The organism is Bacteroidota bacterium (assembly GCA_020402865.1).
In the GTDB taxonomy this organism is placed as follows: domain Bacteria; phylum Bacteroidota; class Bacteroidia; order Palsa-965; family Palsa-965.
On record JADBYT010000001.1, the window covers coordinates 16598 to 40865 of the forward strand.

The 24268-nt window shown below is 48.7% G+C and carries 19 protein-coding genes; 12 read left to right on the forward strand and 7 right to left on the reverse strand.

Annotated elements, in window-relative coordinates; all coding sequences use genetic code 11:
• Positions 1–9: 9 nt before the first annotated feature.
• The 3 genes from IM638_00075 to IM638_00085 are packed head-to-tail and all read right to left on the reverse strand — an operon-like array spanning position 10 to position 3510.
• A complete protein-coding gene (locus IM638_00075) occupies positions 10–753 on the reverse strand; it encodes a succinate dehydrogenase/fumarate reductase iron-sulfur subunit (protein ID MCA6361406.1) in 744 nt (247 codons plus the stop codon).
• Positions 754–781: 28 nt separating this feature from the next.
• Positions 782–2764, reverse strand: a complete 1983-nt coding sequence (locus tag IM638_00080; GenBank protein ID MCA6361407.1) for a fumarate reductase/succinate dehydrogenase flavoprotein subunit — start codon at positions 2762–2764, stop codon at positions 782–784.
• Between the two features lie 35 nt (positions 2765–2799).
• On the reverse strand, positions 2800–3510 hold the full coding sequence (locus IM638_00085; GenBank protein MCA6361408.1) for a succinate dehydrogenase cytochrome b subunit: 711 nt from the start codon (positions 3508–3510) through the stop codon (positions 2800–2802).
• 23 nt (positions 3511–3533) lie between these two features.
• On the opposite strand from IM638_00085, the gene IM638_00090 reads away from it, so the two are divergent.
• The 7 genes from IM638_00090 to IM638_00120 all read left to right on the forward strand — a co-directional run bounded on the left by IM638_00090 (position 3534) and on the right by IM638_00120 (position 9133).
• Positions 3534–3866, forward strand: a complete 333-nt coding sequence (locus IM638_00090; protein ID MCA6361409.1) for a hypothetical protein — start codon at positions 3534–3536, stop codon at positions 3864–3866.
• An 18-nt stretch (positions 3867–3884) separates the two neighbouring features.
• Entirely contained in the window at positions 3885–4190 is a 306-nt protein-coding gene (locus IM638_00095; protein MCA6361410.1) for a hypothetical protein, read from the forward strand.
• Between the two features lie 108 nt (positions 4191–4298).
• The gene (locus IM638_00100; protein MCA6361411.1) at positions 4299–4943 is read left to right on the forward strand and encodes a hypothetical protein; all 645 of its coding nucleotides are present in this window, start codon (positions 4299–4301) and stop codon (positions 4941–4943) included.
• 52 nt (positions 4944–4995) lie between these two features.
• Complete coding sequence (locus tag IM638_00105; GenBank protein MCA6361412.1) at positions 4996–5649, forward strand: hypothetical protein; 654 nt, start codon at positions 4996–4998, stop codon at positions 5647–5649.
• A gap of 117 nt (positions 5650–5766) precedes the next feature.
• Positions 5767–7065: an aminopeptidase P N-terminal domain-containing protein gene (locus tag IM638_00110; protein ID MCA6361413.1), complete on the forward strand. Its 1299-nt coding sequence runs from the start codon at positions 5767–5769 to the stop codon at positions 7063–7065.
• 8 nt (positions 7066–7073) lie between these two features.
• Positions 7074–8261, forward strand: a complete 1188-nt coding sequence (locus tag IM638_00115; GenBank protein ID MCA6361414.1) for a T9SS type A sorting domain-containing protein — start codon at positions 7074–7076, stop codon at positions 8259–8261.
• A complete protein-coding gene (locus IM638_00120; protein ID MCA6361415.1) occupies positions 8261–9133 on the forward strand; it encodes an alpha/beta hydrolase in 873 nt (290 codons plus the stop codon). Before IM638_00115 ends, IM638_00120 begins: the two co-directional genes overlap by 1 nt.
• 1666 nt (positions 9134–10799) lie before the next feature.
• Here IM638_00120 and IM638_00125 read toward each other — a convergent pair.
• The 3 genes from IM638_00125 to IM638_00135 form a co-directional block, all read right to left on the reverse strand.
• Positions 10800–12524 (reverse strand): T9SS type A sorting domain-containing protein, encoded by a 1725-nt coding sequence (locus tag IM638_00125; GenBank protein MCA6361416.1) that lies wholly within the window; start codon positions 12522–12524, stop codon positions 10800–10802.
• A 470-nt stretch (positions 12525–12994) separates the two neighbouring features.
• Positions 12995–13744 (reverse strand): response regulator transcription factor, encoded by a 750-nt coding sequence (locus IM638_00130; GenBank protein MCA6361417.1) that lies wholly within the window; start codon positions 13742–13744, stop codon positions 12995–12997.
• 48 nt (positions 13745–13792) lie between these two features.
• Entirely contained in the window at positions 13793–16738 is a 2946-nt protein-coding gene (locus tag IM638_00135; GenBank protein MCA6361418.1) for a histidine kinase, read from the reverse strand.
• 503 nt (positions 16739–17241) lie between these two features.
• Here IM638_00135 and IM638_00140 point away from each other — a divergent pair.
• Positions 17242–18789: a hypothetical protein gene (locus IM638_00140; protein ID MCA6361419.1), complete on the forward strand. Its 1548-nt coding sequence runs from the start codon at positions 17242–17244 to the stop codon at positions 18787–18789.
• A gap of 54 nt (positions 18790–18843) precedes the next feature.
• Positions 18844–20250: a tryptophan 7-halogenase gene (locus IM638_00145; GenBank protein ID MCA6361420.1), complete on the forward strand. Its 1407-nt coding sequence runs from the start codon at positions 18844–18846 to the stop codon at positions 20248–20250.
• A 63-nt stretch (positions 20251–20313) separates the two neighbouring features.
• Here the strand turns inward: IM638_00145 and thiL are convergent, their stop codons facing one another.
• The gene (gene thiL / locus IM638_00150; GenBank protein MCA6361421.1) at positions 20314–21363 is read right to left on the reverse strand and encodes a thiamine-phosphate kinase; all 1050 of its coding nucleotides are present in this window, start codon (positions 21361–21363) and stop codon (positions 20314–20316) included.
• A gap of 174 nt (positions 21364–21537) precedes the next feature.
• On the opposite strand from thiL, the gene IM638_00155 reads away from it, so the two are divergent.
• The 3 genes from IM638_00155 (at position 21538) to IM638_00165 (ending at position 24236) form a co-directional block, all read left to right on the forward strand.
• Positions 21538–22260, forward strand: coding sequence for a DUF2071 domain-containing protein (locus IM638_00155; GenBank protein ID MCA6361422.1), 723 nt, complete (start codon positions 21538–21540; stop codon positions 22258–22260).
• A gap of 132 nt (positions 22261–22392) precedes the next feature.
• Positions 22393–23667: a hypothetical protein gene (locus tag IM638_00160; protein ID MCA6361423.1), complete on the forward strand. Its 1275-nt coding sequence runs from the start codon at positions 22393–22395 to the stop codon at positions 23665–23667.
• Between the two features lie 242 nt (positions 23668–23909).
• Positions 23910–24236 (forward strand): iron-sulfur cluster assembly accessory protein, encoded by a 327-nt coding sequence (locus tag IM638_00165; GenBank protein ID MCA6361424.1) that lies wholly within the window; start codon positions 23910–23912, stop codon positions 24234–24236.
• Positions 24237–24268 lie beyond the last annotated feature (32 nt).

Genomic DNA, 24268 nt, shown 5'->3' on the forward strand with positions numbered 1-24268 from the left:
CAGAAGAAATTACTTCTTCAGCGTAGCCATCAAATACTCGCGGTTCATGCGGGCGATGTTGCCGAGCGAAATTTCTTTCGGGCACTCTACTTCGCAGGAGCCGGTGTTGGTGCAGTTGCCGAAGCCGGCTTCGTCCATGGTTTTTACCATGTTCAGCACACGGTCAGTACGTTCGGCCTGACCTTGCGGCAGCAGGGCAAACTGCGATACTTTGGCCGATACAAACAGCATGGCCGACGAGTTTTTGCACGATGCCACGCAGGCACCGCAGCCAATGCAGGCCGCCGCAGCAAATGAAGCATCGGCATCGTCTTTCGGAATCGGAATGGCGTTGGCATCCTGCGCGTTACCGGTATTTACCGATACAAAGCCGCCCGAAGCGATGATCTTGTCGAACGCGGAGCGGTCAACCACGAGATCTTTAATTACCGGGAATGCTTTTGCGCGCCAGGGCTCCACGGTAATGGTATCGCCGTCTTTAAACGAACGCATGTGCAGCTGGCAGGTGGTGGTGCCTTTCATGGGGCCATGTGCGCGGCCGTTTATGTACATGCTGCACATGCCGCAAATGCCCTCGCGGCAGTCGTGGTCAAACGCAATCGGCTCATCGCCGCTATTGATAAGCTGCTCGTTAAGTACGTCGAACATTTCGAGGAACGACATATCGGGCGAAACGTCTTTTACATTGTACGTAACGAATTTGCCCTTGTCGGAGGCGTTTTGCTGGCGCCACACTTTAAGTGTAAGGTTCATGCCTTTGTGTTCCATAGCGATAATGTGCTTACTTGTAATTACGTTGTGAAGGTTTGATGCGCTCGTACTTGAGCTCTTCCTTGTGCAGTTCGTAGTTGTTGGTGCCTTTAAACTCCCACGCAGCTACGTACATGTACTTATCATCATGGCGCATGGCTTCGCCTTCTTCTGTTTGGTGTTCTTCGCGGAAGTGACCTCCGCAGGATTCTTCGCGATCCAATGCATCAAGGCACATGAGTTCGCCAAGTTCGAGGAAATCGGCCACGCGGCAGGCTTTTTCAAGCTCCGGATTGAGGCCGTTTGCCGTACCGGGTACGCGCACATCGCTCCAGAATTCTTTCTGCAGCTTGCGGATTTCTTCAACCGCCCACTGCAAACCTTCCTTGTTGCGCGCCATGCCGCATTTGTCCCACATAATTTTACCGAGACGCTTGTGGAAATAGTCAACCGACTTGGTGCCTTTGATGTTCATCAGTTTGTTGATGAGCTCAGCGGTTTCCTTTTCGGCGGCCACAAACTCGGGGCTGTTCACATCGGCTGCTTTATCGCGGATCTGGCTGCTGAGGTAGCTGCCAATGGTGTAAGGAATTACAAAGTATCCATCGGCCAGGCCCTGCATCAGCGCCGAAGCACCGAGGCGGTTTGCGCCGTGATCGGAGAAGTTGGCTTCGCCCAGCGCATAAAGACCCGGAATGGTGGTCATGAGTTCATAGTCAACCCAGAGGCCGCCCATGGTGTAGTGAACCGCCGGGTAAATGCGCATGGGCATTTCGTAGGGATTTTCGTCGGTAATCTTTTCGTACATCTCGAAAAGGTTGCCGTACTTTTCTTTCACTACGTCTTTGCCCAGGGCAATGATGCGTTCTTTTGTAGCGCCGGTTTCGCCGAGCTTGTTGGCCTGCTGTTTTCCGTAACGCTCAATGGCCGAAGCATAGTCGAGGTAAACCGCCATTTTCGAAGCGCCCACACCGTAGCCGGCATCGCAGCGTTCTTTGGCTGCGCGCGAAGCCACGTCGCGCGGAACGAGGTTACCGAAAGCCGGGTAGCGGCGTTCGAGGTAGTAATCGCGTTCTTCTTCCGGAATCTGGTTCGGATGGCGTGTATCGCCCTGTTTCTTGGGCACCCAGATGCGGCCGTCGTTACGCAGCGACTCCGACATGAGCGTGAGTTTCGACTGGTGATCGCCCGATACGGGGATGCAGGTGGGGTGAATTTGAGTAAAGCACGGGTTGCCGAAATAGGCGCCGCGTTTGTGTGCTTTCCACGCCGCGGTTACGTTGGAACCCATAGCATTGGTGGAAAGGAAGAATACGTTTCCGTAGCCGCCGGTGCAAAGCAGCACTGCATGGCCCGAATGGCGTTCGAGTTCGCCGGTAACGAGGTTGCGGGCAATGATGCCTTTGGCTTTGCCATCGATCATTACCACATCCAGCATTTCGTGGCGCGAGTACATGATGGCATTACCCAGGCCTACCTGGCGCTCAAGCGCACTGTAGGCGCCCAGCAGCAGCTGCTGGCCGGTTTGGCCGGCGGCGTAAAATGTGCGCTGCACCTGTGTGCCGCCGAATGAGCGGTTGCTGAGCAGTCCGCCATATTCGCGGGCAAAAGGCACACCCTGCGCCACACACTGGTCAATGATGCTGGTACTTACTTCGGCCAGGCGGTGTACGTTGGCTTCGCGGGCGCGGTAGTCGCCGCCTTTAATGGTATCGTAAAACAGGCGCCAAACGCTGTCGCCGTCGTTCTGGTAGTTTTTGGCGGCGTTAATACCACCTTGTGCGGCAATGGAGTGTGCGCGGCGCGGGCTGTCCTGAAAGCAGAACACCTTTACCTTGTAGCCCATTTCGGCAAGAGAGGCTGCAGCGGCTGAACCGGCCAGACCTGAACCTACCACAATAATTTCGAGGCTGCGCTTGTTGGCCGGGTTCACCAGAGCTACTTCAGAACGGTATTTCGTCCATTTTTGCTCGAGTTCGCCTGCCGGAATTTTCGCGTTGAGTTTGCTGCTCATAGTATTATGATGAATGCGAATGTGCGGTTAATGAATTAGAGGTTCCAGTTCAGTGCATCAAAACCAATGTACTTGGCCAGCTGGAAGAAAATGGGGAATGCCGCAAAACCCACAAAAATGAGGGCCGCAAATCCGGTACTCGCCAGTTTCCAGATTTTACCGTACTTCTGGTTGTTCAAACCCAAAGTCTGGAAAGCCGACTGGAAGCCGTGGTTAAGGTGAAACGCCAGCAGGGCGATAGACACAAGGTAAATAATGGCGTAAATAGGATTGGCCATTGCCTCGGCTACTTCCATGGCCAGCGTTTCGCCGCCGGTGGCCAGCGCCTCTTCGGGCCCTACCACATGGCCGGTAACACGATACGGCACAAAGAAATTGTAGAGGTGAACTACAATGAAAAAGAAAATTACGCTGCCGGTGAGCAGCATATTGCGCGAAAACCAGTTGCTGGTTTTGCTTGCTCCGTTTACGGCATATTTTACCGGGCGGGCATCGCTGTTTTCTTTGGTAAGCAGCAGCGCCTGTGCCACGTGTACCACAATGGCAAGGAAAAGCACTACTTCAATAATGCGGATGATGATGCTGTGCACCATGCTGTGTGAAGCCTCGTTGAATTCTTTGCCGCCATCGCCAAAGAATAAGTGCACGTTGGTGTAAAGGTGCTCCACGAGGAACAGACAAAGGAATAACCCCGACAGGGCCATCACCGTTTTCTTGCCGAGCGAGGAAGTCAGAAATTTCGTCATACTGCGAAATACGAATGTTGATTTTGGAAAACCTGTCCGGACTGGTTTCCGGAAGCGGTTACAAATGTACTTACCGCAACCGATACCACAAGCCGAAAATGCAGGTTTTTCATTTTGCCTTAATAACAAGCCTCAGCGCGCTTAGTTCAATAATAGCAAGTGTTTCAGGCTTATTAAAAATGAATCTAAATAAGGCGGTTCCTGCTCTTTTGTGGTTTCAGGAAAAAGGAAAGCGGGTTTGTAAAATTTTCACCCGTTCCCCAACGCAATTCATTCCACAAATGAACTTTTTCAGTGATTTTGAAAAATCAGATTTTTTTCAAATCTTGCCTGCTCAACCCAAACTCAATAATTAACCCTGATAAACTTATTTTATGATTGTTTACGGATGGAGCTCTTTCAAGGTGTATTCTGCACCTGTGCATCAATTTGACTTCGGACAAAACTTTGCGCCGGGTATTGAAGTGGAAATTCGTCAGAAATACGCTCATCTCTTCTGGATTCCTTTTTTCAGTATCGGACAAATCTGGGCACTGAAACAAAACGGACAGATGTTCGAAATGTCGCACGATATTAAGCAGGCGCTGATTCAGCGTGGTATTGAACCGAAAACACCGTGGTACACCTTTGCCGGGCTTATGCTGGTGGGGGTGGGTTTTATTGTGTTTGCGGTAAAGTAGGTTGTTTCTGATTTTTTGAACTACAGCCGGAGCAGGTGGTGCTTTATTGCTCAGAACGGTTCGCTCCATCTGTTTATATTTACCAGGTACAACCAAACGCTTCACCCTATGATCTGGGCAATCGTCATCATTGCTGTTGTGGCACTCCTTATTTTTCTCGCCTGGTATTTCGGCGAAAAAACAACGGTGTTCCGCAACATCCGCAAGCACCAGCCGCAGCAGGTAAGCAGCTTCCGCGAAGGTGAAGCTGGCCGCGTGCAGGGCAAGGTGGTGTTTCACGGACAAACGCTGCGTGCGCCGCTGAGCGGGCGCGAGTGTTCGTATTACCGCGTAATTGTGGAGGAATACCGCAGCAGCGGAAAATCAGGCCACTGGCATAAGGTAATTGACGATGTGAAAGCCGGTCTTGTATTGCTGCACGACGGAAGCGGCTATGCCCTGATTAACGCCGAAAGCGCACGCTGCTTTATTGTGCCCGATGCCAACTTCAATTCGGGCACATTTAAAGATGCGCCTGCACATATTGAAGAATACCTGAAAACCCATGCGAAAAAAAGCACCGGCATTTTTGGCTGGAACAAAAGCATGCGTTACAAGGAAGGCCTGCTTGAAGAAGGCGAAGTGGTAAATGTGGCCGGCAAAGCCGTTTGGCGCGATGCGAAGTCGCTGGGCTTTCAGTTGCCGGTGGATAAAATTCTGGTGTTCTCGGCTGAGCAGGATGCGAAGTTGTATTTTACGGATGGGGCGGTGTGAGTTTCCCCCAGATTATTATAAGCTGAATGAATTTTCTAAGCTAAATTGTATTATGAATTTCGTTCCATTGACACCAATTCTTTTGTTAATAACAGCCATTATATTAAGGGTGTTAATTTGGTTTTTTAGTAAAAAAGAGATTGTAAGATCGAATCTGAATAGACACAATGTTTCCCAAATATCTGATTGCAAAGACCATGAGGTAGTATGTGTAAAAGGAGAAATAATTGGATGTCAAAATTTATTAACTGCTCCGTTAAGCGAAACAAGTTGTGTGTTTTATAATTCGAAGATTGAAGAAATGAAATATGGTGCAACTGGCAAGGTAATGTGGAATTTGCTGGTAGACTATATTCCTAGAACATCTTTGATAATTTATGATGGTACAGGTTATGCCGTAGTGAGAACATTGTCTGCAATTGCCGATATTGGTTTTCATGGGGAAATGATTATTAATTCTGTTAATGATAATTCCCCTGGCCTTTCTTGGTTATTGAATGAATCGTCGGTTTCTCTAACAACCGCATCTGGTAAAAGTAAAGTATTAAGATGTAATGAAGGTGTCTTATATGAAGGTGAAGAAATAAAAATAAAAGGATTAGGAATTTGGATTGATACCAAAGAATTAGAATTGGATTATCCTGTGGACAAGATGCTTGTTTTTGAAGCTGATCCGAATTGCAGATTATACATAGGTTTACCTTAAAAAAGGGCTTTTGCAATTCAAAATGATTTCTGCAACAAAATAGCTGTTCGAGGTTTTTAAGAGTATTCATTTCCCCGCAATCCTTTATCTTTAACCCTCATTCCAACACACATACCTATGCGCTACGCATCCATAAACAATTCGCTGTTTACCGATAACCGCCGCCGGTTTGCTTCACGCATGAAGCCCAATTCCATTGCAATCTTGAATGCCAATGATGTAATGCCAACCGGGGCCGACGGCACCATGAAATTCCGCCAGAACAGCGACCTGTTTTACCTTTCGGGTGTGGATCAGGAAGAAACCATTCTGGTGCTTTTTCCCGATTCCATTGACCCCGATCACCGCGAAGTGCTTTTTGTGCGCGAAACCAGCGAGCATATTGCCATCTGGGAAGGCGAAAAACTGAATAAGGAACAGGCCACCGAGGTTTCGGGTGTGCGCAAAGTGTATTGGACACACCAGTTCAAACAGATTCTTTACACGTTAATGGTAGAAGCCGAAAACGTGTACCTCAATACCAACGAGCACTACCGCGCCGTAATTGAGGTGGAAACCCGCGATGCACGTTTTGTAAAATGGTGCCGCGAAACCTACCCGATGCACAATTACCTGCGCTCGGCACCCATTCTGCATGAGCTGCGTGCCATTAAATCTGACATTGAAATTGAACTCATGCGCAAAGCCTGCGACCTTACGGAAAAAGGCTTCCGCCGTGTGCTCGGGTTCATTAAACCCGGCGTGTGGGAATACGAAATTGAGGCCGAACTGGCACATGAATTTATCCGCCACGGTGCCGGCTTTGCTGGCTATGAACCCATTATTGCAGCCGGCAAAAACTCATGCGTGCTGCACTACAACATCAACGACAAGCAGTGCCACGACGGAGATATTGTACTCATGGATTTTGCTGCAGGCTACGCCAACTACCAAAGCGATCTTACCCGCACGGTGCCCGTAAACGGCAAATACACCCCGCGCCAGCGCGATGTGTACAATGCCGTGCTGCGCGTAATGCGTTATGCCACCTCACGTCTTGTGCCCGGCAACATGATTGTGGATTACCACAAGGAAGTGGGGCTGGCCATGGAAGAAGAGCTCATTAAACTCGGCCTGCTGGATGCGGCTGAAGTGAAGAAGCAAAACCCCGATGCACCGCTGTACAAAAAGTATTTCATGCACGGCACCTCGCACTACCTCGGTATTGATGTGCACGATGTGGGCGCACGCTACCGCAAGTTTGAAGCAGGCATGGTTTACACCTGCGAGCCCGGCATTTACATTCCCGCCGAAGGCATTGGTGTGCGCATTGAAAACGATATTCTGCTCAGCAACAATGGCCAGATAGACCTCATGGCCAATATCCCCATTGAAGCTGATCATATCGAGCAGCTCATGGCTGAGGCACGCAACTGAACACCGGCATGAAGCGGCTGTTTTTACTTGTTGTTATTATGGCCCTGCTGGGCCGCACCGCGCAGGCACAAACAGCCCCGCCGCATCTTCGCTATTTTGGTTTTGCACTTATTGATGTGTTCTGGGACGATCCGCATGATACATCTGCAGTGACCAATTACCTGAACGAAGTGGACACGTTCTCGAACGTGGCGCATCTGGCGGTGTACAGCCCCTCGGATAACATTGTGCAGCGCATTGCCAATATGAACAGCCGCTGCGTACTGCCCATGCTGCACATACAGTCTGTGTTTTTTGAATACGAAGACACCAACGGCCCCAGCGGCGCCAACTACGGGCTGCGCAGCGATTACCTGAGCCGCTGGAATCAGTTTCTGGCCATCAACCAAGCAGCCATTACGCCGGCTTCGATAGGCGCATTTTATATTGTGGATGAGCCGTACTGGAACGGTGTAACCTATGCCGAACTGGATACGGTGTGCACGCTTTTGCAGCAGGCATTTCCGGCTATTCCGGTTTTTCTGGTGGAGGCCTACACCATGATGAATCAGTTTCAGGTGCCGCCCTCGGCCGACTGGCTTGCTTTCGATATGTACGGCATTTTTGATCCGCCAAACGATGCGCAGTTTATGCAGAACCTGACGCTGCTGAAAAATGCACGCACTTCATCGTCGCAGGAATTGTTTCTGATTATCGACGACCAGTGGATTACGCTTTACGGCCAGGCAGGATATGCGCCGGATACCATTGAATACATGGTGCAGAACTACTACGATCTGGCGGTGGCCGATACAAGTATTGCCGGACTGATCGGCTATTTATGGCCGGGTGGTTTTGATGAGCCGGCACAACTGGGCGTGCGAAACATGCCAGCCAATGTGATACAGAAAAATGTAGCCATTGGCAAGAGCATCAAAAACAATTATAATCCGTGCACGGCTTCTGACGTGCCGACGATGGCAGAGATTCCTGACGTTGCTGTTTTCCCGAGCCCGGCCAGCGATGTGCTTGAGGTGAAATTTCAGGGGCGCGAAGCCGTTTGCACGATATACAACAGCGCGGGCAAACAGCTTATGCAGCAGCAGGCGGTAAACCAGTGTGCGTTTGATGTGGCGGCGTATGCGCCGGGAATTTATTTTGTGCGCATTGAAGCCGGAGAAGCAGTGGTTAGTCAAAAATTTATCATCTTTCGCTGATGGCTGCTGCGAAAAACGGAAAGGCTGAACAGAAAAAAGATGAGGTACGTCCGCTAAAAACAGTGGTGTGCCGTGGTGCGCGTATCCGTTATTCCGATACCGGCAAAGGCCGCGCTATTGTGTTGTTGCATGGCTTTCTCGAATCGCTTGAAGTGTGGAACTACAATGGCTTTGCCGACGAGCTTGCCAAAAAATTCCGCGTCATTGCCATTGACCTTCCCGGCCACGGCAAGTCTGATTGTTTGGGCTACGTACACCGCATGGAGCGCATGGCCGATGTGGTGAAAGATGTAATGGATCAGGCCGGGCTGAGGCGGTATGTTATTGCCGGGCATTCGATGGGCGGCTATGTGGCGCTGGCTTTTGCCGAGAAGTACCCCGAATTTTTGCGCGGCCTCTGTCTGTTTCACAGCACCGCACTGGCCGACAGCGAAGAGAAGCAGCTGGACCGCGAGCGCGCCATACGCATTGTGAAACGCAGCGCGGTAAAATACACGCATCCGCTGGTGACCAACCTGTTTGCGCTGGCCAATGTGCGCTACATGAAAAAGGAAATTACCTGGCTGCGCCGCGTGGCCTCACGCACACGCAAACAGGGCATTGTAGCCGCACTCGAAGGCATGAAAATACGCCGTAACCGTGAGCCCGTGCTTAAATTTGCACAATACCCGGTACTCATTATTGCCGGTAAGCGCGATAATGTAATTCCCTTTCACACACTCGAAGAACAGGCCAGCCTCCCCAAAACCTGCCGCCTGCTTGCCCTCGATCGTGTTGGCCACATGGGCTTCATTGAAGCGCGCGAACTTACCTTGCAGAAACTCCGCGCGTTTACCGGTGCCTGTTATAAACGGAAATTTTCGGGCGTGTAAAACGCATGATCATAATAAAAGCAAAAGCCGGCTGCACATTTGCAACCGGCTTTTAAATTTAGTCACGCCTTAACCTTAAAAAAACGCGACTGCCAAAATGAACAACTGCATAGGAAAAGCAGTTGGAAACCAATCGGCCTTGTTACACACACAAAACAAGGCTAACCAAAAACACTTCCCCAACCAGAACGGGTAAGTAACTATAGCGATGCATTACAGCTCCGGAAATCCGGAAAAGCATTGCAGAAACCATATTAATAATAAATAAAAGAACGGAAGCTGAAAAACAAACGAACCTTACGGGGTTCGTTAAAACAGTACAACCTTACGGGGTTGTTTAAAATCAATTTCTCAAAAGAACGTATCCTGATTTTTTTGTTTGCAACCTTACGGGGTTGCCCAATTACATTGTACAGTAACTAATCTTGCTCATGTCCGGTAAATGAATAATTCAAACTAACCGGGAGTCGTTTTTTCGATTTCTTAATGCGGAAGAACCTTACGGGGTTCGGAATTTCGCCGCAACCTTACGGGGCTGCGTAATTTCAATTTACACTGCAACCTTACGGGGCTGCGTAATTTCAATTTACACTGCAGTCTTACGGGACTGCGAAATGGGAAAAGAACGTTTGCATTTCCGTGCCGCACAAAGTCGGAAACGGAGCATAATACTTTCTGTTTCATTCTGCCTGAATCCGGCAAGCCGGGCTATGCAAACAGTGATTGAATACGTACAAGAACTTATTTATTGCGAAGCGGCTTAATTACCGCTGAAACTCTTAATAAACCCGGTTGTTTACAATCCTTGCCGATCATTCAACAACCGGGTCCCACACACACTCAGGAAAAAATTAACTGTATAATGCTGTAAAGAATAATACCCACACAAGCAAGACCAAAAATGAATCCCATAGTACCGAGTCCGTCCACATGATATTCATGTCTATTTTGCATATTGTCTTTTCGGATAACATCGTGCCTTTTCATAACCAAACGTATTTAGAAGGTGAATAGTATTTATGACTTAATATTTACTTCTGACTAAATAATGCAGTAAGTAAAAAAAGATACAAGTAAAAAGAAAGAAGGCAGTACCTGTTTGAATATGTAACATCCCCACGTACACACACAAACCTGTACGTCCTTCTGTTCTCCGTGTTTCAACGAACGTGTTTGATAATATGACGTTCAGGTATTGGAAACGTTGATTGAATTAACGTTTTTTAGTACTCGGCCGTTCACATTTTAACAACATCCGTATCACACAGTATTGAGTTGAAGTGCTTCCAGTATGTCAGAGAACTTACTCTTATTAGTTGGCTTCTTTTTGTTTGGTGAAGCTTTCTATACAATAGTACGCGGACACGCTATACAATGTTGTGGACTTTCAACAGGTGGCAAATGATTTGCTTCAGGCGGGACATTTTTTGCGATAAGTGGCAGTGGAATTTGTCGGTATGCTTTGCCTGTTGGTCTGTTTAGATTACTTGTTGGTCGATTTTGTAAATGAGTGGTAACTAACTGAAAAACAGGAAATTGTAGTATGTGGTGGTTGTAATTTGGCTGTCTAAAACGAATAAACGAGCAGTATCTGGCCCGGGTAAAAAAAACACGCCTGTCTGAATATATACTCAAACAGGCGTGCGTGCCGGGGCGTGGCCAAAAGTTATTGTTTCACGAATCGCGCCTGGGCAATGGTTTGTCCGTCGGCAATGCGCAGGGTGTAAATGCCTGCGGGCAGGTTACTGATATTTACCTGCGAGGAGTTGCCCGCGGCTATCAGCCCGGTATCCACAGTGCGGCCGGTAATGTCTGTAATGATCCACGAAGCATTCGCAGCTTTCACTTCGTAGTTTACAAACACTACTGTGCTGGCCGGGTTCGGATACAGGCTGACAGTTCGCGTCGGGGTTAAAGATTGGTGGATGCCGGTGGGGTTTACCGTGTTGCATGCGCAGGGCGGTTGCGGATCATACCAGTAGCGGGTGCTGTCGGCTACTTGCTGCAGGCGGGCTACGCTGCTTGCGGGGCCGTTGTTGCCGCGTGCATATAAATACGCATAGTCGAGGCAAAGCATTTCGCCGGCTTCAAATGTAAACGGACCCGATGTGCCTACACCACGTCGATCGCCAGGTGTTGAACCAGCCGAAACTTCATCCCACGGCGCCTGAGGAACCATGTTGGTGCCAAAGCCCTGCGGATCAGAACTGCCCGGAAACATAAAATGCGCCTGTGTAGTGCCGCCGTAGCCGTTGCCGCCATAGGTAAGCGGACTTGTATCACGCCAGTATGAAGTCATGTAGCCGTAGTATTGTGTGGTGTCGGTAGGATTTCCTCTCGGCGAGCCGTCATTATTATAGTACATGAACCGGTTCACTTTGCAGTATTCGCCGGCTTCATCCACAGCGCCGTCGTAATCGTTATCAATTCCGTCGCCGGCATCAGCCTGCGGGCCGCGCAAAAACATGATGCCCTGCGCCGGCGGATTGGCTCCGTAAGTGCCGGTTCCCGGTGCGCTGTTGCCACCATCGTTTACAGCGCCGTTGTAACCATACACCATTCCACGCAATACATCACTGCCAATGAAATCATCACCATACGCACCAATATCAAAATCGGCCCATTTACCTATAAACGTATTTACATAGTCATTCGTGGAGCGATTGTACACACGGTAATTGATAAACACGGTACTGTCGAGCCAGTTGCCCGGACGGCTGTAGGCGTAAACCGTCATGTGTATTTCGGTCTTAAACTTGCGTCCGCCGGTTTCGGTGTGCACATCGCGGTCGTCGTTATAGATGGCAAAGATCATCTGGTCGCCTTTGATGCAGGGGTATTCGCCCTGCATAGGTTCGTAGAGACCATTCTGATTCAGATCCACAAATGCGGCAAGCATGGTGGCTTGTCCCTGATTCGTATCGCCGTTGCCGGGCCATGTGGTAATTACGGCCGGAATGGTATAATTAGGATATAACGAAGGGTTGGCATACCAGTTCACAAAACTGTCGATCTGCGTTTTGTTTATTTTCCACACCTGTGCCCACTGGTTGTCAAAAGTGGTGTTATAGGCCGAAGGACTTGAAACCGGCCCGCCGAAAAAGTCAACACCCGCCTGCGAATATGTTTGTGCAGCCGTGTGCAGCAGGCCCGCTGTATCATAGCCGCCAATCCACATGGCATCGGCATAAAAAGTATGTTTGTTTGAATTTGCGGGCACTTCATACTGCGGCCCGAATGTGGTGTAGTTGGTAAACAATGCGCCGTTTGAATTTACACCCGCATGTGCCTGATTGATATCAAGCACGGAATAACCCAGGGTCGATTGCGCCGAAAGGCTGTGAAATACTGCCGCAACCGCGGCGATACTGAGGAGTAATTTTTTATTCATACGAATACGTTTTTACGCTGCCTGTTTCAGATAAAACAGCAGCAATTGTGAATGAGTAAAATGCGGGATGCGCGGGGAAAAGTATGAATAGATGTCCGGGGGATCAGACAGTGCTTTAAAACCGGAAAGAGCGGGGGAACAGCAGACAGCCGATGTAACATCCCCACGTACACCGATCATCAGACTGCTCCCCGGACATTGCTGTCCTGCTCTTTGTCTTCAATTTTTTCAGCTAATCTCCGGACGTTCCCGGAGGTACTACATTGCAATTATACATACATCACCCATACCCCGATTCTTCTCTTTGATATGTGGCAGCAGGAAAGCCGTAAATGGAAAAAATAAACATGAAAACTGGCAATGCAAGTGCTTTCAGGTGTGGTGAAAGGTTAATTAGGCTTACCTGCGGTAATAAATGCATCGAGGCGCAACTTGGGGTGTTGCGCCTCGATAATAATTTGGTATGAAGTTTAGATTTTATTTAGACGCTGCAGGAATGCATCTTTTTTACGGCGCGAAATTTCGATTTGCGAGCCGTCGGTCATTACTGCATAGCCGCCATCGGTTTTCAGATAGCGCACCACGTGGTTGATATTGATGAGGTGATGATGGTGAACGCGGATGAAATCGTTTTCGGGCAGCAGATCTTCGTAATGTTTGAGGCTGGCTGATACGAGGAGTTTCTTTTTGCTTTCGAGGAAGAAGCTGGTGTAGCTGCCATCGGCTTCGCAGCGGATAATGTCTTTTACGTTTACAATTTCGTAGGCATTTCCGGTGGGCAGTGTAATTTTTGTGTACTGCTCAGAAGGCATGCGGAAGTTTTGCAGCAGGAACTTGAGGTTTTCGAGATTATCGTTGCCGCTTTGCTTTTTCACAATTTTATCTACCGCCGCCTTCAGCTCGTCGCCGTCGATGGGTTTGAGCAGATAGTCGATTGCGCTGTATTTAATAGCGCGCAGGGCATGCTGGTCTGAAGCTGTGGTAAAAATTACATCAAAGCCGGCCTGCGGCAATTGTTCGAGCAAATCGAAGCCGCTGCCGTCGGCCATTTCAATATCGAGAAAAACCAGTTTTGGGTTTACTTTTCGAATCAGCTCTACGCCCGAGGCCACAGCGTCGGCCGTAGCCACCACCTGCACATCCGGGCAATTTGTTTTCACTAATGTTTCCAGTACCTCGCGGCTCTTGGTTTCGTCTTCTACAATAACGGCAGTAATCATAATGAGTCAGGTAATTGATGTGAATGAAATGTTTCGTGCGGCTGCAAATTAGGAAACAGGTATGAATATATCAACACGTGTTCCGGCCGGCTCGTCGGCTTCGTCGTATAAGTCGGTGATAGACATGCTCAGGTTGCTTCCGTTCAGGCGGTTGATGAGTTCAAGCCGGTCGTTGGTAATTTTCATGCCTAACGATTTATGGTCTTTTTGTTTAGACAGTTGCCTGATTGAGCGAGAACGCTCACGGCCAATGCCATTATCCACAATGCTGCACACCATTGTATTTTCCTGAAGCCGGAAGCTGAGGTTCAGTTTGCCGTTATCGCCGCGTGGCATGAGTCCGTGCAGGATTGCATTTTCAATGTAGGGCTGAAGCAGCATGGGTGGTATTTCAATGTAGTCGATGTCGATATCGTCTGAAATATCCACTTCCCAGGTAAACCGGTTTTCGAAACGCAGGGCTTCGAGGTCGAGATAGAGCTGGAGGTATTCAAGCTCCTCGCGCACGGTGAGTGCAGTTTTTTCGGAGTTGTAGAGGATGATGCGGATAAGGCGGGCAAATTTATTAAGGTATTTGCCGGCATCGGCCGATTTGTTGTTTAAGATAAAATGCTGAATGGAATTGAGCGAGTTGAATACAAAGTGCGGATTCATCTGCGCGCGCAGGGCTTTCAGCTCATTGCGCGACATGGCCACATGTGTTTCGGCTTCCAGCCGCTCGCGGCGTTTGATCTGGCGGATACGCAGCAGCACCACGGTAATGATAAGCAACAATGCCGCCGCCACAATGAGCAGCTGAAACCAGGTGCGCTGCCAGATGGGAGTTTGAATCACAAAAGTAAACTCAGCCGGCTGTGGCGACCAGAGGCCTTCGTTGTTGCTGCTGATTACTTTGAATTTGTATTTACCCGGAGGCAGGTTGGCATACGTGGCCGCATTTTCATGTGCAGCCGGCGACCAGGTTTTGTCGAATCCTTCGAGCTGATAGCGGTAGCGTACTTTGCCCGGCTGCGTTAAGCAAATACCTACAAACTCAAACGAAAGGTTGTTGTCGGAATACGGCAACTCCACATTGTTTTGCAATGCGGTGTCCTGATAAAAAAGCCGGATGCCTGTAATGTTTGTTTTGGTATAGGCCGGGTTCATACGCTGCCGGGCCGGGTTGTAGCGTATCAATCCGTTTACCGTACCAAACCACATGATCCCTCTGCTGTCGAGCAGCGCACCGTTCGAGTTACATTCTACCCCCATAAAGCCTTCTTCCTTGCCCAGTGTGGTAATTTGTTTGGAGCCGTTGCGCCTGTAGGTTTCAAGGTCAAACCGGTTGAGGCCCTGATTGGTGCCTATCCACAAATAACGCTGTTCTTTATCAAGCAGCATGGCATACACCAGATCAGAATTCATCCCGTCGAGCTCTGAAATCTTATCGCCGCGTTTCCCGTCCCAGATAAACACCCCGTCGAGTGTACCAAAAAACATACGTCCGGTTTTATCCTGACAAATTGAAAAGTACGATTCTGTTTTCAGTCCGGTGAGTGAAGTCGCATCGGCAAACGTTTTCCCGTCAAACACATACAATCCGCCCAAATAGGTGCCTACCCAGATTTTACCATCAGCAGTTTCGGTGAGGTACCAGACATTGAATGCTTTTTTATTACCGGGAGGAATTTCGAAAGCGGTAAATTTTTCGTTTTCGAAAAGTGTAATGCCTTGTCCGCCGCCAATCCAAAGCCGCCCCTTCCGGTCGGTCATCAACGTATTTACCGTATCGCTTTCCAGTCCGTTTTTTTTGGTGTATGTGGTAAAGCGTCCGTTTTTCCAGCGTGCCAGCCCGTTGCCGGTCCCAATCCACACTGATCCGTCGGGAGTGGTTTCGGCGTCGTTGGTGCGGTTTGAGGGGAGTCCGTCTTTTGTGGTATAGTTTACAAATTTCTCGTCATCGGCCATCTTAAACACGCCGCCGGTTTCGGAGCAGGCCCAGATGTTTCCGTCATTATCTTCCGTAACACCAAAAATGAAATAGTTGCTCAGGCCTTCGTGCACGCCGTAGCTGATAAACGCATCACCCCGGTAGCGATACATGCCTGCATGTGTGCCCAGCCACAAACTGCCTTCATAGTCCTGGTAAATACAATCAATTTTTTCGGCATTAATATTTCGCGCTACCAGAATACGCCTTATCGTTTTGCCGTCCCACGCAAAAAGCCCGTTGCCTGCGCCAATCCAGGTGGTGTTTTCATTGTCGGTAAACAAGGCATTCACATCGGGCATATCCACGCTCGAAGGCGGCAGCAGCAGCCTGAACCGGCCTTCCTCAAAAATGAATATCCCGTCGGACGTGCCGGCCAGCAAATCGCCGTTTATGTCGTGTGCAATGGCTTTTACATCATTATTAAAAAGCGCCGGCATCGGGAAATGCGTAAACTGCCCGTCGGCATAACGGTAAATTCCGTTTCGCGTGCCGATCCAGAGTACCGATGTGTTTTTCTGTTCGTAAAGGCATAGTATTTCCTGTCGCCCTGGTCCTTGCGCGGAGAGCGAAATAAAATTGATGCCGTTGTAAAGCGTCAGTCCGCTTTCGGTGCCAAACCAAAGCGCACCAGTGGTTGTTTGAAGCAGGCAGTTTACGTGGTTTCCCGCAAGTCCGTTGGAAGCATTAAAGTTTTCAAACCTCCCGTTTCGAAGGCGGCTGGCTCCGTCAATGGTGCCTACCCACAGGTTTTTCTGTTTGTCTTCGGTTATGCCTGTTACCCAGTGGTTAGGCAATCCGTTGCGGGGTGAATAATTGCTGAACGTAAGCCCGTTAAACTGGCTCAAACCACCATACCCGCCCGACCAGAGGTAACCTTTACTGTCTTGAAAAATGGTGTAAACCTGCACAAAAGCCAGCCCGTCATCAACCGAGTAATTACGGAAATGCCTCGTTTGTGCAAAATCAGGCAGTGCTGCCAGCGAGAACAGCCAGATCAAAAACAGGTTGAGGCGAAAGTGCACGTGTTCCGAAACGTAATTGGTTTGGGTTAAAGATACTGTTTCCCGCCTGCGCAGGTATGCAAATACCTCGGATAGCTGCAACAAAAAACAATCAACAGGCGCACATCCCCATGTTACCTGTCAATTGTTTTCTTAGTGTGATTCATTTTGCGTTGACCCGGAGCCTGACGCACATCCCCGTTTATCAGACTCCGGATCTCGGCTTGTTGATCAATACAATGCAAACCTACATCCACACCGTTTGCTTCACAAATCAATTATTGAGCAAAATATACAGATCAAAGATATATTTTTATAGTATAATATATTGAAAATCATTTTAATACATGTGTTATGATTTGATATGTGCAGTCAAATAAAAAGATCACCCATAAATATACATGTTAAAGGTGTAATTATTTGACGATTCACATGCGGTGGGAATGCCATATTTCTGCTAAATTGCTTTCTTAAAAGCTGTTTGAGACAATAGTGTTCCGGTTTCCCGATTAAAAATTACTTACATGTCAAAGACGAGTTCTGATCAATTGCATAAATTAATCCTTTCGCTCAACAAAGCCGAGCGGCGGCATTTCAAGATTTTCTCATCGCGGCATACCATTGGCGAAAGCAACAACTATGTGCTGTTATTCGACGCCATCGCTGCGCAGGAAAATTACAATGAGGAAGCATTGCTGAAAAAATTCAGGAAGGAGGCTTTTATCAGGCAATTCAGCATAACCAAAAACCGGTTGTACGAAAGTATTCTGCGCAGTCTGGATGTGTTTCATCATAACAGCTCGGTTGATGCACAGCTTTGGAAAGAATTGCATTACACGGAAATTCTGTATAAAAAAACACTGTATGACCAGTGTGCCAAACGGCTTCGCAGCTTGAAAAAGCTGGCCCTGCGCAACGAAAAGTATGCGGTGCTGGTGCAGGTGCAGGCGCTCGAAAAACTCCTTGCCGAAAAAGATAATTACTCCGGCATAAGTGATGCGCAGGTGGCCGGGATGCTTGAAAACGACAGGCTGGTGGCCGAAGAAATACGTGTGATAAATGATTTATGGCATGTAAAAAGCCGCTTGTTTATGCAGCTCAACCGCACAGGCCGTGCACGCGAAACCACCCAGCTCGAACACCTGCGCAGCCTGCTCGATCAGGCATTGCCCGCCGAAATTGCCGGCCGGCACAGTGTAAATGCCCGCTATCTCTATCATCACACCAGCAGTGCCTATTACTTTGCGGCCAACGACTACGAAAACTGCTATGCCCAGCTGGCCGCCAATGCCACGCTGATTGAAGAAAACACCACCATTTTCAGCGATGAGCCGAATGCCTATTTTTCGGTGCTCACTAACCTGATTTATGTGGCCGGCCGCCTGCGCAGGTACGATGCTGTGGATATCTACCTCGAAAAACTGCGCCGCCTGCCCGAACAGCTCGACACCGGCGGCAACGAAGATCTTGAAATCAAACTCTTCTCCTCCGCATTCAGTCTCGAACTGGCTTTATACAACAGTATCGGCCAGTTTCAGAAAGCCGCCGATCTTGCTCCGCGTATCAGCGAAGGACTTGATAAATACGAAGGCCGCCTGAGCAAACTCCGCGAAGCACATTTCTGCCTAAGCCTTGCAGTGGCTTTTTTCGGCATTGCAAAACCTCATATTGCACTGCGCTGGATTACACGCCTGCTCAACGATACGGCAATCGGGCTGAATGAATGGATTTATGCCGTGGCCCAGCTTTTTCAGGTCATCCTCCATATCGAACTCGATAATCATGAAGTACTGCCGTATGTGTTGCGTTCGGTAACGCGCTATTTCAAAACACGTAACCGCGTTTACCAATTCGAAACACGCTTTCTCGCATTTGCCGAAAACCTTAGCCAGCAAAACAAAGCCACAATTGCCGATTACGAGGCTTTCCTGCAAAACATTGCCCCGCTGGCCGACGATCCGTTTGAGCGTTCGGCTTTCGAATATTTCGATTTCCCCGCCTGGGCAGAAAGCAAAACCTCAGGCAAAAGCTTTGCTGAAATTGTAGCGGCGAGGGCTGGTGTTGATAGTTAAATTTTATATGCTGCCAGTGCCTGCTTGTCGTGCCATATTAATTATCTTGTGGTGATGCAATACGATGTAGCCATTATTGGAGGCGGGCCGGGCGGTTCTGCCTGTGCAAATTATCTCAGGCAAAATGGCTATGCCGTAGCCGTTTTTGAAAAAGAATTTTTTCCGCGTGATCATGTGGGCGAATCGCTGATTCCTTACACCTATTACAAGCTGCAGGAAATGGGTGTGCTTGAACAGGTATTGCCGTTTACCACCAAAAAGCCCGGCGTTAACTTTGTGGATCGCGACGGGCTGCGGCAATCGGTGTGGTGTTTTGATAAAATTATGAATGATGGTGCCGAGATGAGTATGCACACCCTGCGCGCACCCTTTGACCACGCCCTGCTTAAACGTGCAGCACAGCTGGGTGCCGATGTGTTTGAAGGTGCCACCGTGAAAAATGTCGATCTCACCAATCCGTCTCAAGCTACGATCGACGTGCTGCATCACGACGGTACACGCAAAAATTACGCTGCACGTTTTCTGGTCGATGCCAGCGGACAAAATGCATTCCTCGCCTCGCGCCGGCGCACACGTGAACCGTATGAAGGGCTGGATCGTGTGGCCTTGTTTACACATTGGGTAAACACGAATTATGATTCGGCCCTCAGCAGCGGACTCATCAAAATTGTGTACATAGGCGGCGAAAAATTAGGCTGGCTCTGGGTTATTCCGGTGGGGCGCAATCACCTCAGCATTGGTGTTACACTCAATAATGCCTATGTAAAAGAACAAAAAAAGCTGCTTGGCGACGATTGGAAAACTGCGCTGTACAAGCAGCTTATTGAAGAAGCAATGTGCCTTAAACCGGTGCTTGAAGGTGCTTCCATTGAACACGAAGTACAGGTAATGGGCGATTATTCCTATCGCGTTACGCAGAAATTCGGTTCAAACTATGCGCTTGCCGGCGACTCAGCCGCGTTCCTCGATCCTATTTTTTCGAGCGGTATTTATGTCGCAATGGAAGTAGCGCACCGCGTGGCCAATTGCCTGCATGTGAAATTCACGCAAGGCGATGAAGCCGGGCGGGCAGCATTTGAAAAACAATACAAAGAAGTGGATGCTGCGTATGCACTTATCGAAAAATTCATCCGCCTTTTCTACGATCCCAATCTGCTCAACTTTGCTCACGCCGGCGCGGGCGACAATGGCTATCAGAAATTCCTCGCCGCCTACGAAATATTCCACTATCTCCTTGCCGGCGATTTCTTCAACAACACCGAAAAGTACACCGCTTTCATCGACACGCTCACCCGCGAACGCAACTACAACCAGTTCATCCACTTCATCAAAAACAAAGTGAATGAATTTCCCACCGAGCATTACTGCGGCTACTCATTCGAAGAAGTGTACGGCCACCTTCCTCCCGGACAGCAGGTGGCGCCGGGTTTGCTGGCAGCGCATGCAAACTCAAACAGATAAAAAAAACGCCGGAAGTCAGCGCTGACCTCCGGCGTTTTGTGTTTGCGCAACGCAAACAGCAATTTATTTTCCGCTTGTAAATGCATTCCAGCCCTGCGCCGTGATCGGATGCACGGTGTTGGATTTTGAAACCAGATTAATACCGTTTGATTCGTCGGCAATGTGGCCGATGATGGTGATATCGGGGTGATGCTGTACTTTTTCGAAATCGTTGATGTCGATGGTGAACAGCAGTTCGTAATCTTCGCCGCCGCTGAGCATGCAGGTGGTGGGATCAAGATTGAAGCCACGGGCACGTTCGTAGGTCATCGGGTCGATTGGAAGTTTTTCTTCAAACACCTGTGCCCCGGTTTTCGACTGCGAGCAGATGTGCAGCAGTTCGGAGGCCAGCCCGTCGGAAATATCAATCATGGCGGTAGGTTTCACGCCTCTGTCGGCAAGCAGCTGCACCACGTCTATGCGGGCTTCGGGTTTGAGCTGGCGTTCGAGCACGTAATCATTGCCTTCAAGGTCGGGCTGGATGTTGGGGTTTTCTCTGAACACCTGCTTTTCGCGCTCCAGCAGCATCAGGCCAATGTAAGCCCCGCCAAGGTCGCCGGTTACGCAGAGTAAATCGCCGGGCTTTGCGCCGTTGCGGTACACCACTTTGTCGGGTGCGGCTTCGCCAATGATGGTGAGCGAAAGCACCAGCCCCGATTTCGATGAGGTCGTGTCGCCGCCAACCAGATCCACATGGTAGCGGTTGCAGGCCAGCAGCAGTCCGCTGTACAACTCTTCAATGGCATCGAGCGGAAAACGGCTTGATACCGCCATTGATACCAGCAGCTGTTTGGGCGTGCCGTTCATGGCGCAGATATCGCTGAAATTTACAGTGGCCGCCTTGTAGCCCAGATGCCGCAACGGCATGTAACCCAGATCAAAATGCACGCCCTCGGCCAGCATATCGGTTGAAACAAGCGTTAGCATGTTTTCGGCAGGCTTCAGCACGGCGGCATCGTCGCCCACACCTTTTACACTGCCGGTGTGGCGCAGTTCAACATGCTGGGTAAGGTGGCGGATTAGGCCAAACTCGCCCAGTTCGGCAAGTTCAGTGCGCGAAGAATTGTCAAGCATGCCGCAAAGTTACGCTTTCCCCCTCACTCACACTTTAATTTCGTGGAGTGAACAACAGGAAAACATGGTTGTTTAGTTCAACAAAATAAGCTCAAAACATTTATTTTAATGAGAACTGAACAACGAACCGTGCCGGGTGTTATACTTGCAAATTACACCCAAAGAAGAGCGAGCATGTTGCCAGTGATTAAGGGATTGATTGCATTACGTGTAATGATTAATTACACGGTTGACCCTGAAGTAGCCCAGCGGCTGTTGCCCTCACCGTTTCGTCCGAAATTGGTGAAAGGCAGAGCTATTGCTGGCGTATGCCTTATCCGGATGAAAGAAATGCGGGTAAAAGGCATGCCCAAAATGCTTGGCCTCAGTTCAAAAAATATCGCCTACCGCATTGCGGTAGAGTGGGAGGAAGACGGCGTAAAGCGCGAAGGCGTTTATGTGCCCCGCCGCGATAATTCCTCGTTCATCAATAACATTACAAACGGCCGCATTTTTCCTGGCCGCAATCAGGATGCCTATTTCCACTTCGAAGAAGTAGGCGACCGTTATCTTGTTGATATCATCAGCACAGACAATACCAGCCTTTCCATTGATGCCCGCATAATTAACGGACTTCCTGAAGGTTCTGTGTTTGATAGTGTAGAGCAGGCTTCCCTGTTTTTCCGTGGCGGCTCCGTAGGCTATTCCCGCACCGGTGATAAAATGGTAGGTCTTGAATTCCGCCCCGATAACTGGGAACCCAAATTTATCGCTCCCAAAACACTTCGTTCTTCCTTTTTCGAGGATACCGATATGTTTCCCAAAGGCACCATAAAGTTCGATAATGCACTCGTGTTGCATGATATTGAGCACGAGTGGCATGATACGGGCGATATCCGTCCGTGCCCGGTGGGGTAACTTCATAACAACTGTATAAGCCCGGATTTGTCCGGGTTTTTTTTGAATATAATGGGGTAATTATCTATATTATACCTGTAAGAAATTTTAACCGCAAGGGTTACCTTTTATAGTTTAGTGCAATTAACAGGTATGAAACATATACTTCTCACCCTCGTTTTACCGGCTTTGCTTCTTGCCGGATGTTCGGCACCCGTAGAAATCAAGCAACCCGCAACAACCCGTCAGCCCGAACAAGTTGCTGAAATTGCACCAGCACCACAGCCTGCGCCGGTTGCTGCACCTGAAAAAATTACTCCAAAAATTAAAAGTAATCGTCGCAAACCACGCCGGTACAAGCCTGCATTAGTATTTACACCGAATGTGTTAGAGAAGCAGGAATGGAAAGTAAACCCGTTTCGCGATACTGTTATTCAGGGAAAATACGGCACACAACTTCGCATACCGGCATCAGCCTTTTGCTTTGCCGATGGGAGTGAAGTAAAAACGCCGGTAGAAGTAAGTCTCCGCGAGGCCGTAAGGCCAGAAGATATTGTGCTGGCCGGACTTACCACACTTCATAACGGGCGGGTGTTGGAAAGCGGAGGTATGATTGAAATAACTGCCCGAAGCAATGGCCGTGAGCTGAAATTAAACCGCAATGCGGCTGTGGATGTAGAAATTCCTGCTGCAGCTAAACAAGCGGGAATGTCGGTGTTTGAAGGTAAAATTAGTAATGGATTAATGAACTGGGTTAACCCGGTAAAAATTGATCAGGAATCAGAAAATCCATCAATCCAAAGTCGAGATGAATATGATTCGTCTTCGGATGATTTAACTCCTAATCCAATTGCAATATATATCGGTGAGGATACCGTTTTTCTGAGAGAGGGAGATGATACATTGATTTATAGACCAGAAAAAATCAGACAATATTATCGTTCTCTGATCCCGAATGGCGGTAGAACTACTGGTGCGGGAAATGTTATTTTAGAAGGAAATTTCAACACTAATTATTTAGTTTCAGACCCTTCACAGTCGTATGTATTCAGTATGAAAAAACTTGGTTGGGCAAACATTGACCGGCTGAGTAACGATCCGCGCACCCGACAGGTAGATTTTGTTACAGATCTGGAAGACAAGAAATTATATAACAGTGTGAATATTACACTTGTTTTTCCAGGAAAAAACATATTTCTCCCCGGATACCAGAAAGCGGATGGCACCTATGGTTTTTCTCACGGCGATTATGAACCCATGCAATTGCCGGTAGGCGAAGAAGCTGTACTTGTTGTTACCGCCCAAAAAGAAAGCCAGTCCTATTTTGCATCAGAGAAATTAATCATCCAACCACAACAAAAAATAGTACTTGCAGCAAAACCAGCTTCTGAAGAGGAAATAAAACAAAAACTGGCTGCCGCTTTGTAACCCTGTATCCTTTTAATCTTTTATACCCCGCACGCAGCCCTTGCATTTTTGCAAGGGCTGCGTACCATTAACAGGTTTTAATGGTTGTAAATCACGCTATTACTAAAGCCACATCCATTAGTTCCGCTCATTTGTCGAAAACTTGTTAATCTGCTTGCCCAGCTACCTAAAAGTAGGTATTTTTGCACCCAAGTTTAGAATTAGTCTAAATAAAGATTCTGAGTTTTAAAACTGATAATCAAATGATTACGGTAACTGATAATGCCAAAGAGCACGCGCTGCACCTGATTGCAGAGGAAAACCGCCCTGCTGATACGTTTATTCGTGTGGGAGTGGATAGTGGTGGTTGTTCGGGGCTTTCGTACAAGCTGGAGTTCGACAACAATTTGCTGCCCACTGATCAGGTGTTTGAAGATAAAGGCATCAAAATAGTGGTTGACCGCAAGAGTTTCCTTTATCTGGCCGGCACCGAGCTCGATTACACCGGCGGCCTCAACGGCAAAGGGTTTGTGTTTAACAACCCCAATGCCTCACGCACCTGCGGCTGCGGCGAAAGTTTCTCGGTGTAATTCATTGCACGGCTGAACTTCGCGCGTTTTCC

Coding starts and splice junctions, on each gene's coding strand:
- thiL (MCA6361421.1), bottom strand. CDS start 21,363: ATGCTTGACAATTCTTCGCGCACTGAACTTGCCGAACTGGGCGAGTTT.
- IM638_00125 (MCA6361416.1), bottom strand. CDS start 12,524: ATGAATAAAAAATTACTCCTCAGTATCGCCGCGGTTGCGGCAGTATTT.
- IM638_00085 (MCA6361408.1), bottom strand. CDS start 3,510: ATGACGAAATTTCTGACTTCCTCGCTCGGCAAGAAAACGGTGATGGCC.
- IM638_00140 (MCA6361419.1), top strand. CDS start 17,242: ATGTCAAAGACGAGTTCTGATCAATTGCATAAATTAATCCTTTCGCTC.
- IM638_00155 (MCA6361422.1), top strand. CDS start 21,538: ATGTTGCCAGTGATTAAGGGATTGATTGCATTACGTGTAATGATTAAT.
- IM638_00100 (MCA6361411.1), top strand. CDS start 4,299: ATGATCTGGGCAATCGTCATCATTGCTGTTGTGGCACTCCTTATTTTT.
- IM638_00095 (MCA6361410.1), top strand. CDS start 3,885: ATGATTGTTTACGGATGGAGCTCTTTCAAGGTGTATTCTGCACCTGTG.
- IM638_00075 (MCA6361406.1), bottom strand. CDS start 753: ATGAACCTTACACTTAAAGTGTGGCGCCAGCAAAACGCCTCCGACAAG.
- IM638_00160 (MCA6361423.1), top strand. CDS start 22,393: ATGAAACATATACTTCTCACCCTCGTTTTACCGGCTTTGCTTCTTGCC.
- IM638_00165 (MCA6361424.1), top strand. CDS start 23,910: ATGATTACGGTAACTGATAATGCCAAAGAGCACGCGCTGCACCTGATT.
- IM638_00105 (MCA6361412.1), top strand. CDS start 4,996: ATGAATTTCGTTCCATTGACACCAATTCTTTTGTTAATAACAGCCATT.
- IM638_00130 (MCA6361417.1), bottom strand. CDS start 13,744: ATGATTACTGCCGTTATTGTAGAAGACGAAACCAAGAGCCGCGAGGTA.
- IM638_00110 (MCA6361413.1), top strand. CDS start 5,767: ATGCGCTACGCATCCATAAACAATTCGCTGTTTACCGATAACCGCCGC.
- IM638_00120 (MCA6361415.1), top strand. CDS start 8,261: ATGGCTGCTGCGAAAAACGGAAAGGCTGAACAGAAAAAAGATGAGGTA.
- IM638_00080 (MCA6361407.1), bottom strand. CDS start 2,764: ATGAGCAGCAAACTCAACGCGAAAATTCCGGCAGGCGAACTCGAGCAA.
- IM638_00145 (MCA6361420.1), top strand. CDS start 18,844: ATGCAATACGATGTAGCCATTATTGGAGGCGGGCCGGGCGGTTCTGCC.
- IM638_00115 (MCA6361414.1), top strand. CDS start 7,074: ATGAAGCGGCTGTTTTTACTTGTTGTTATTATGGCCCTGCTGGGCCGC.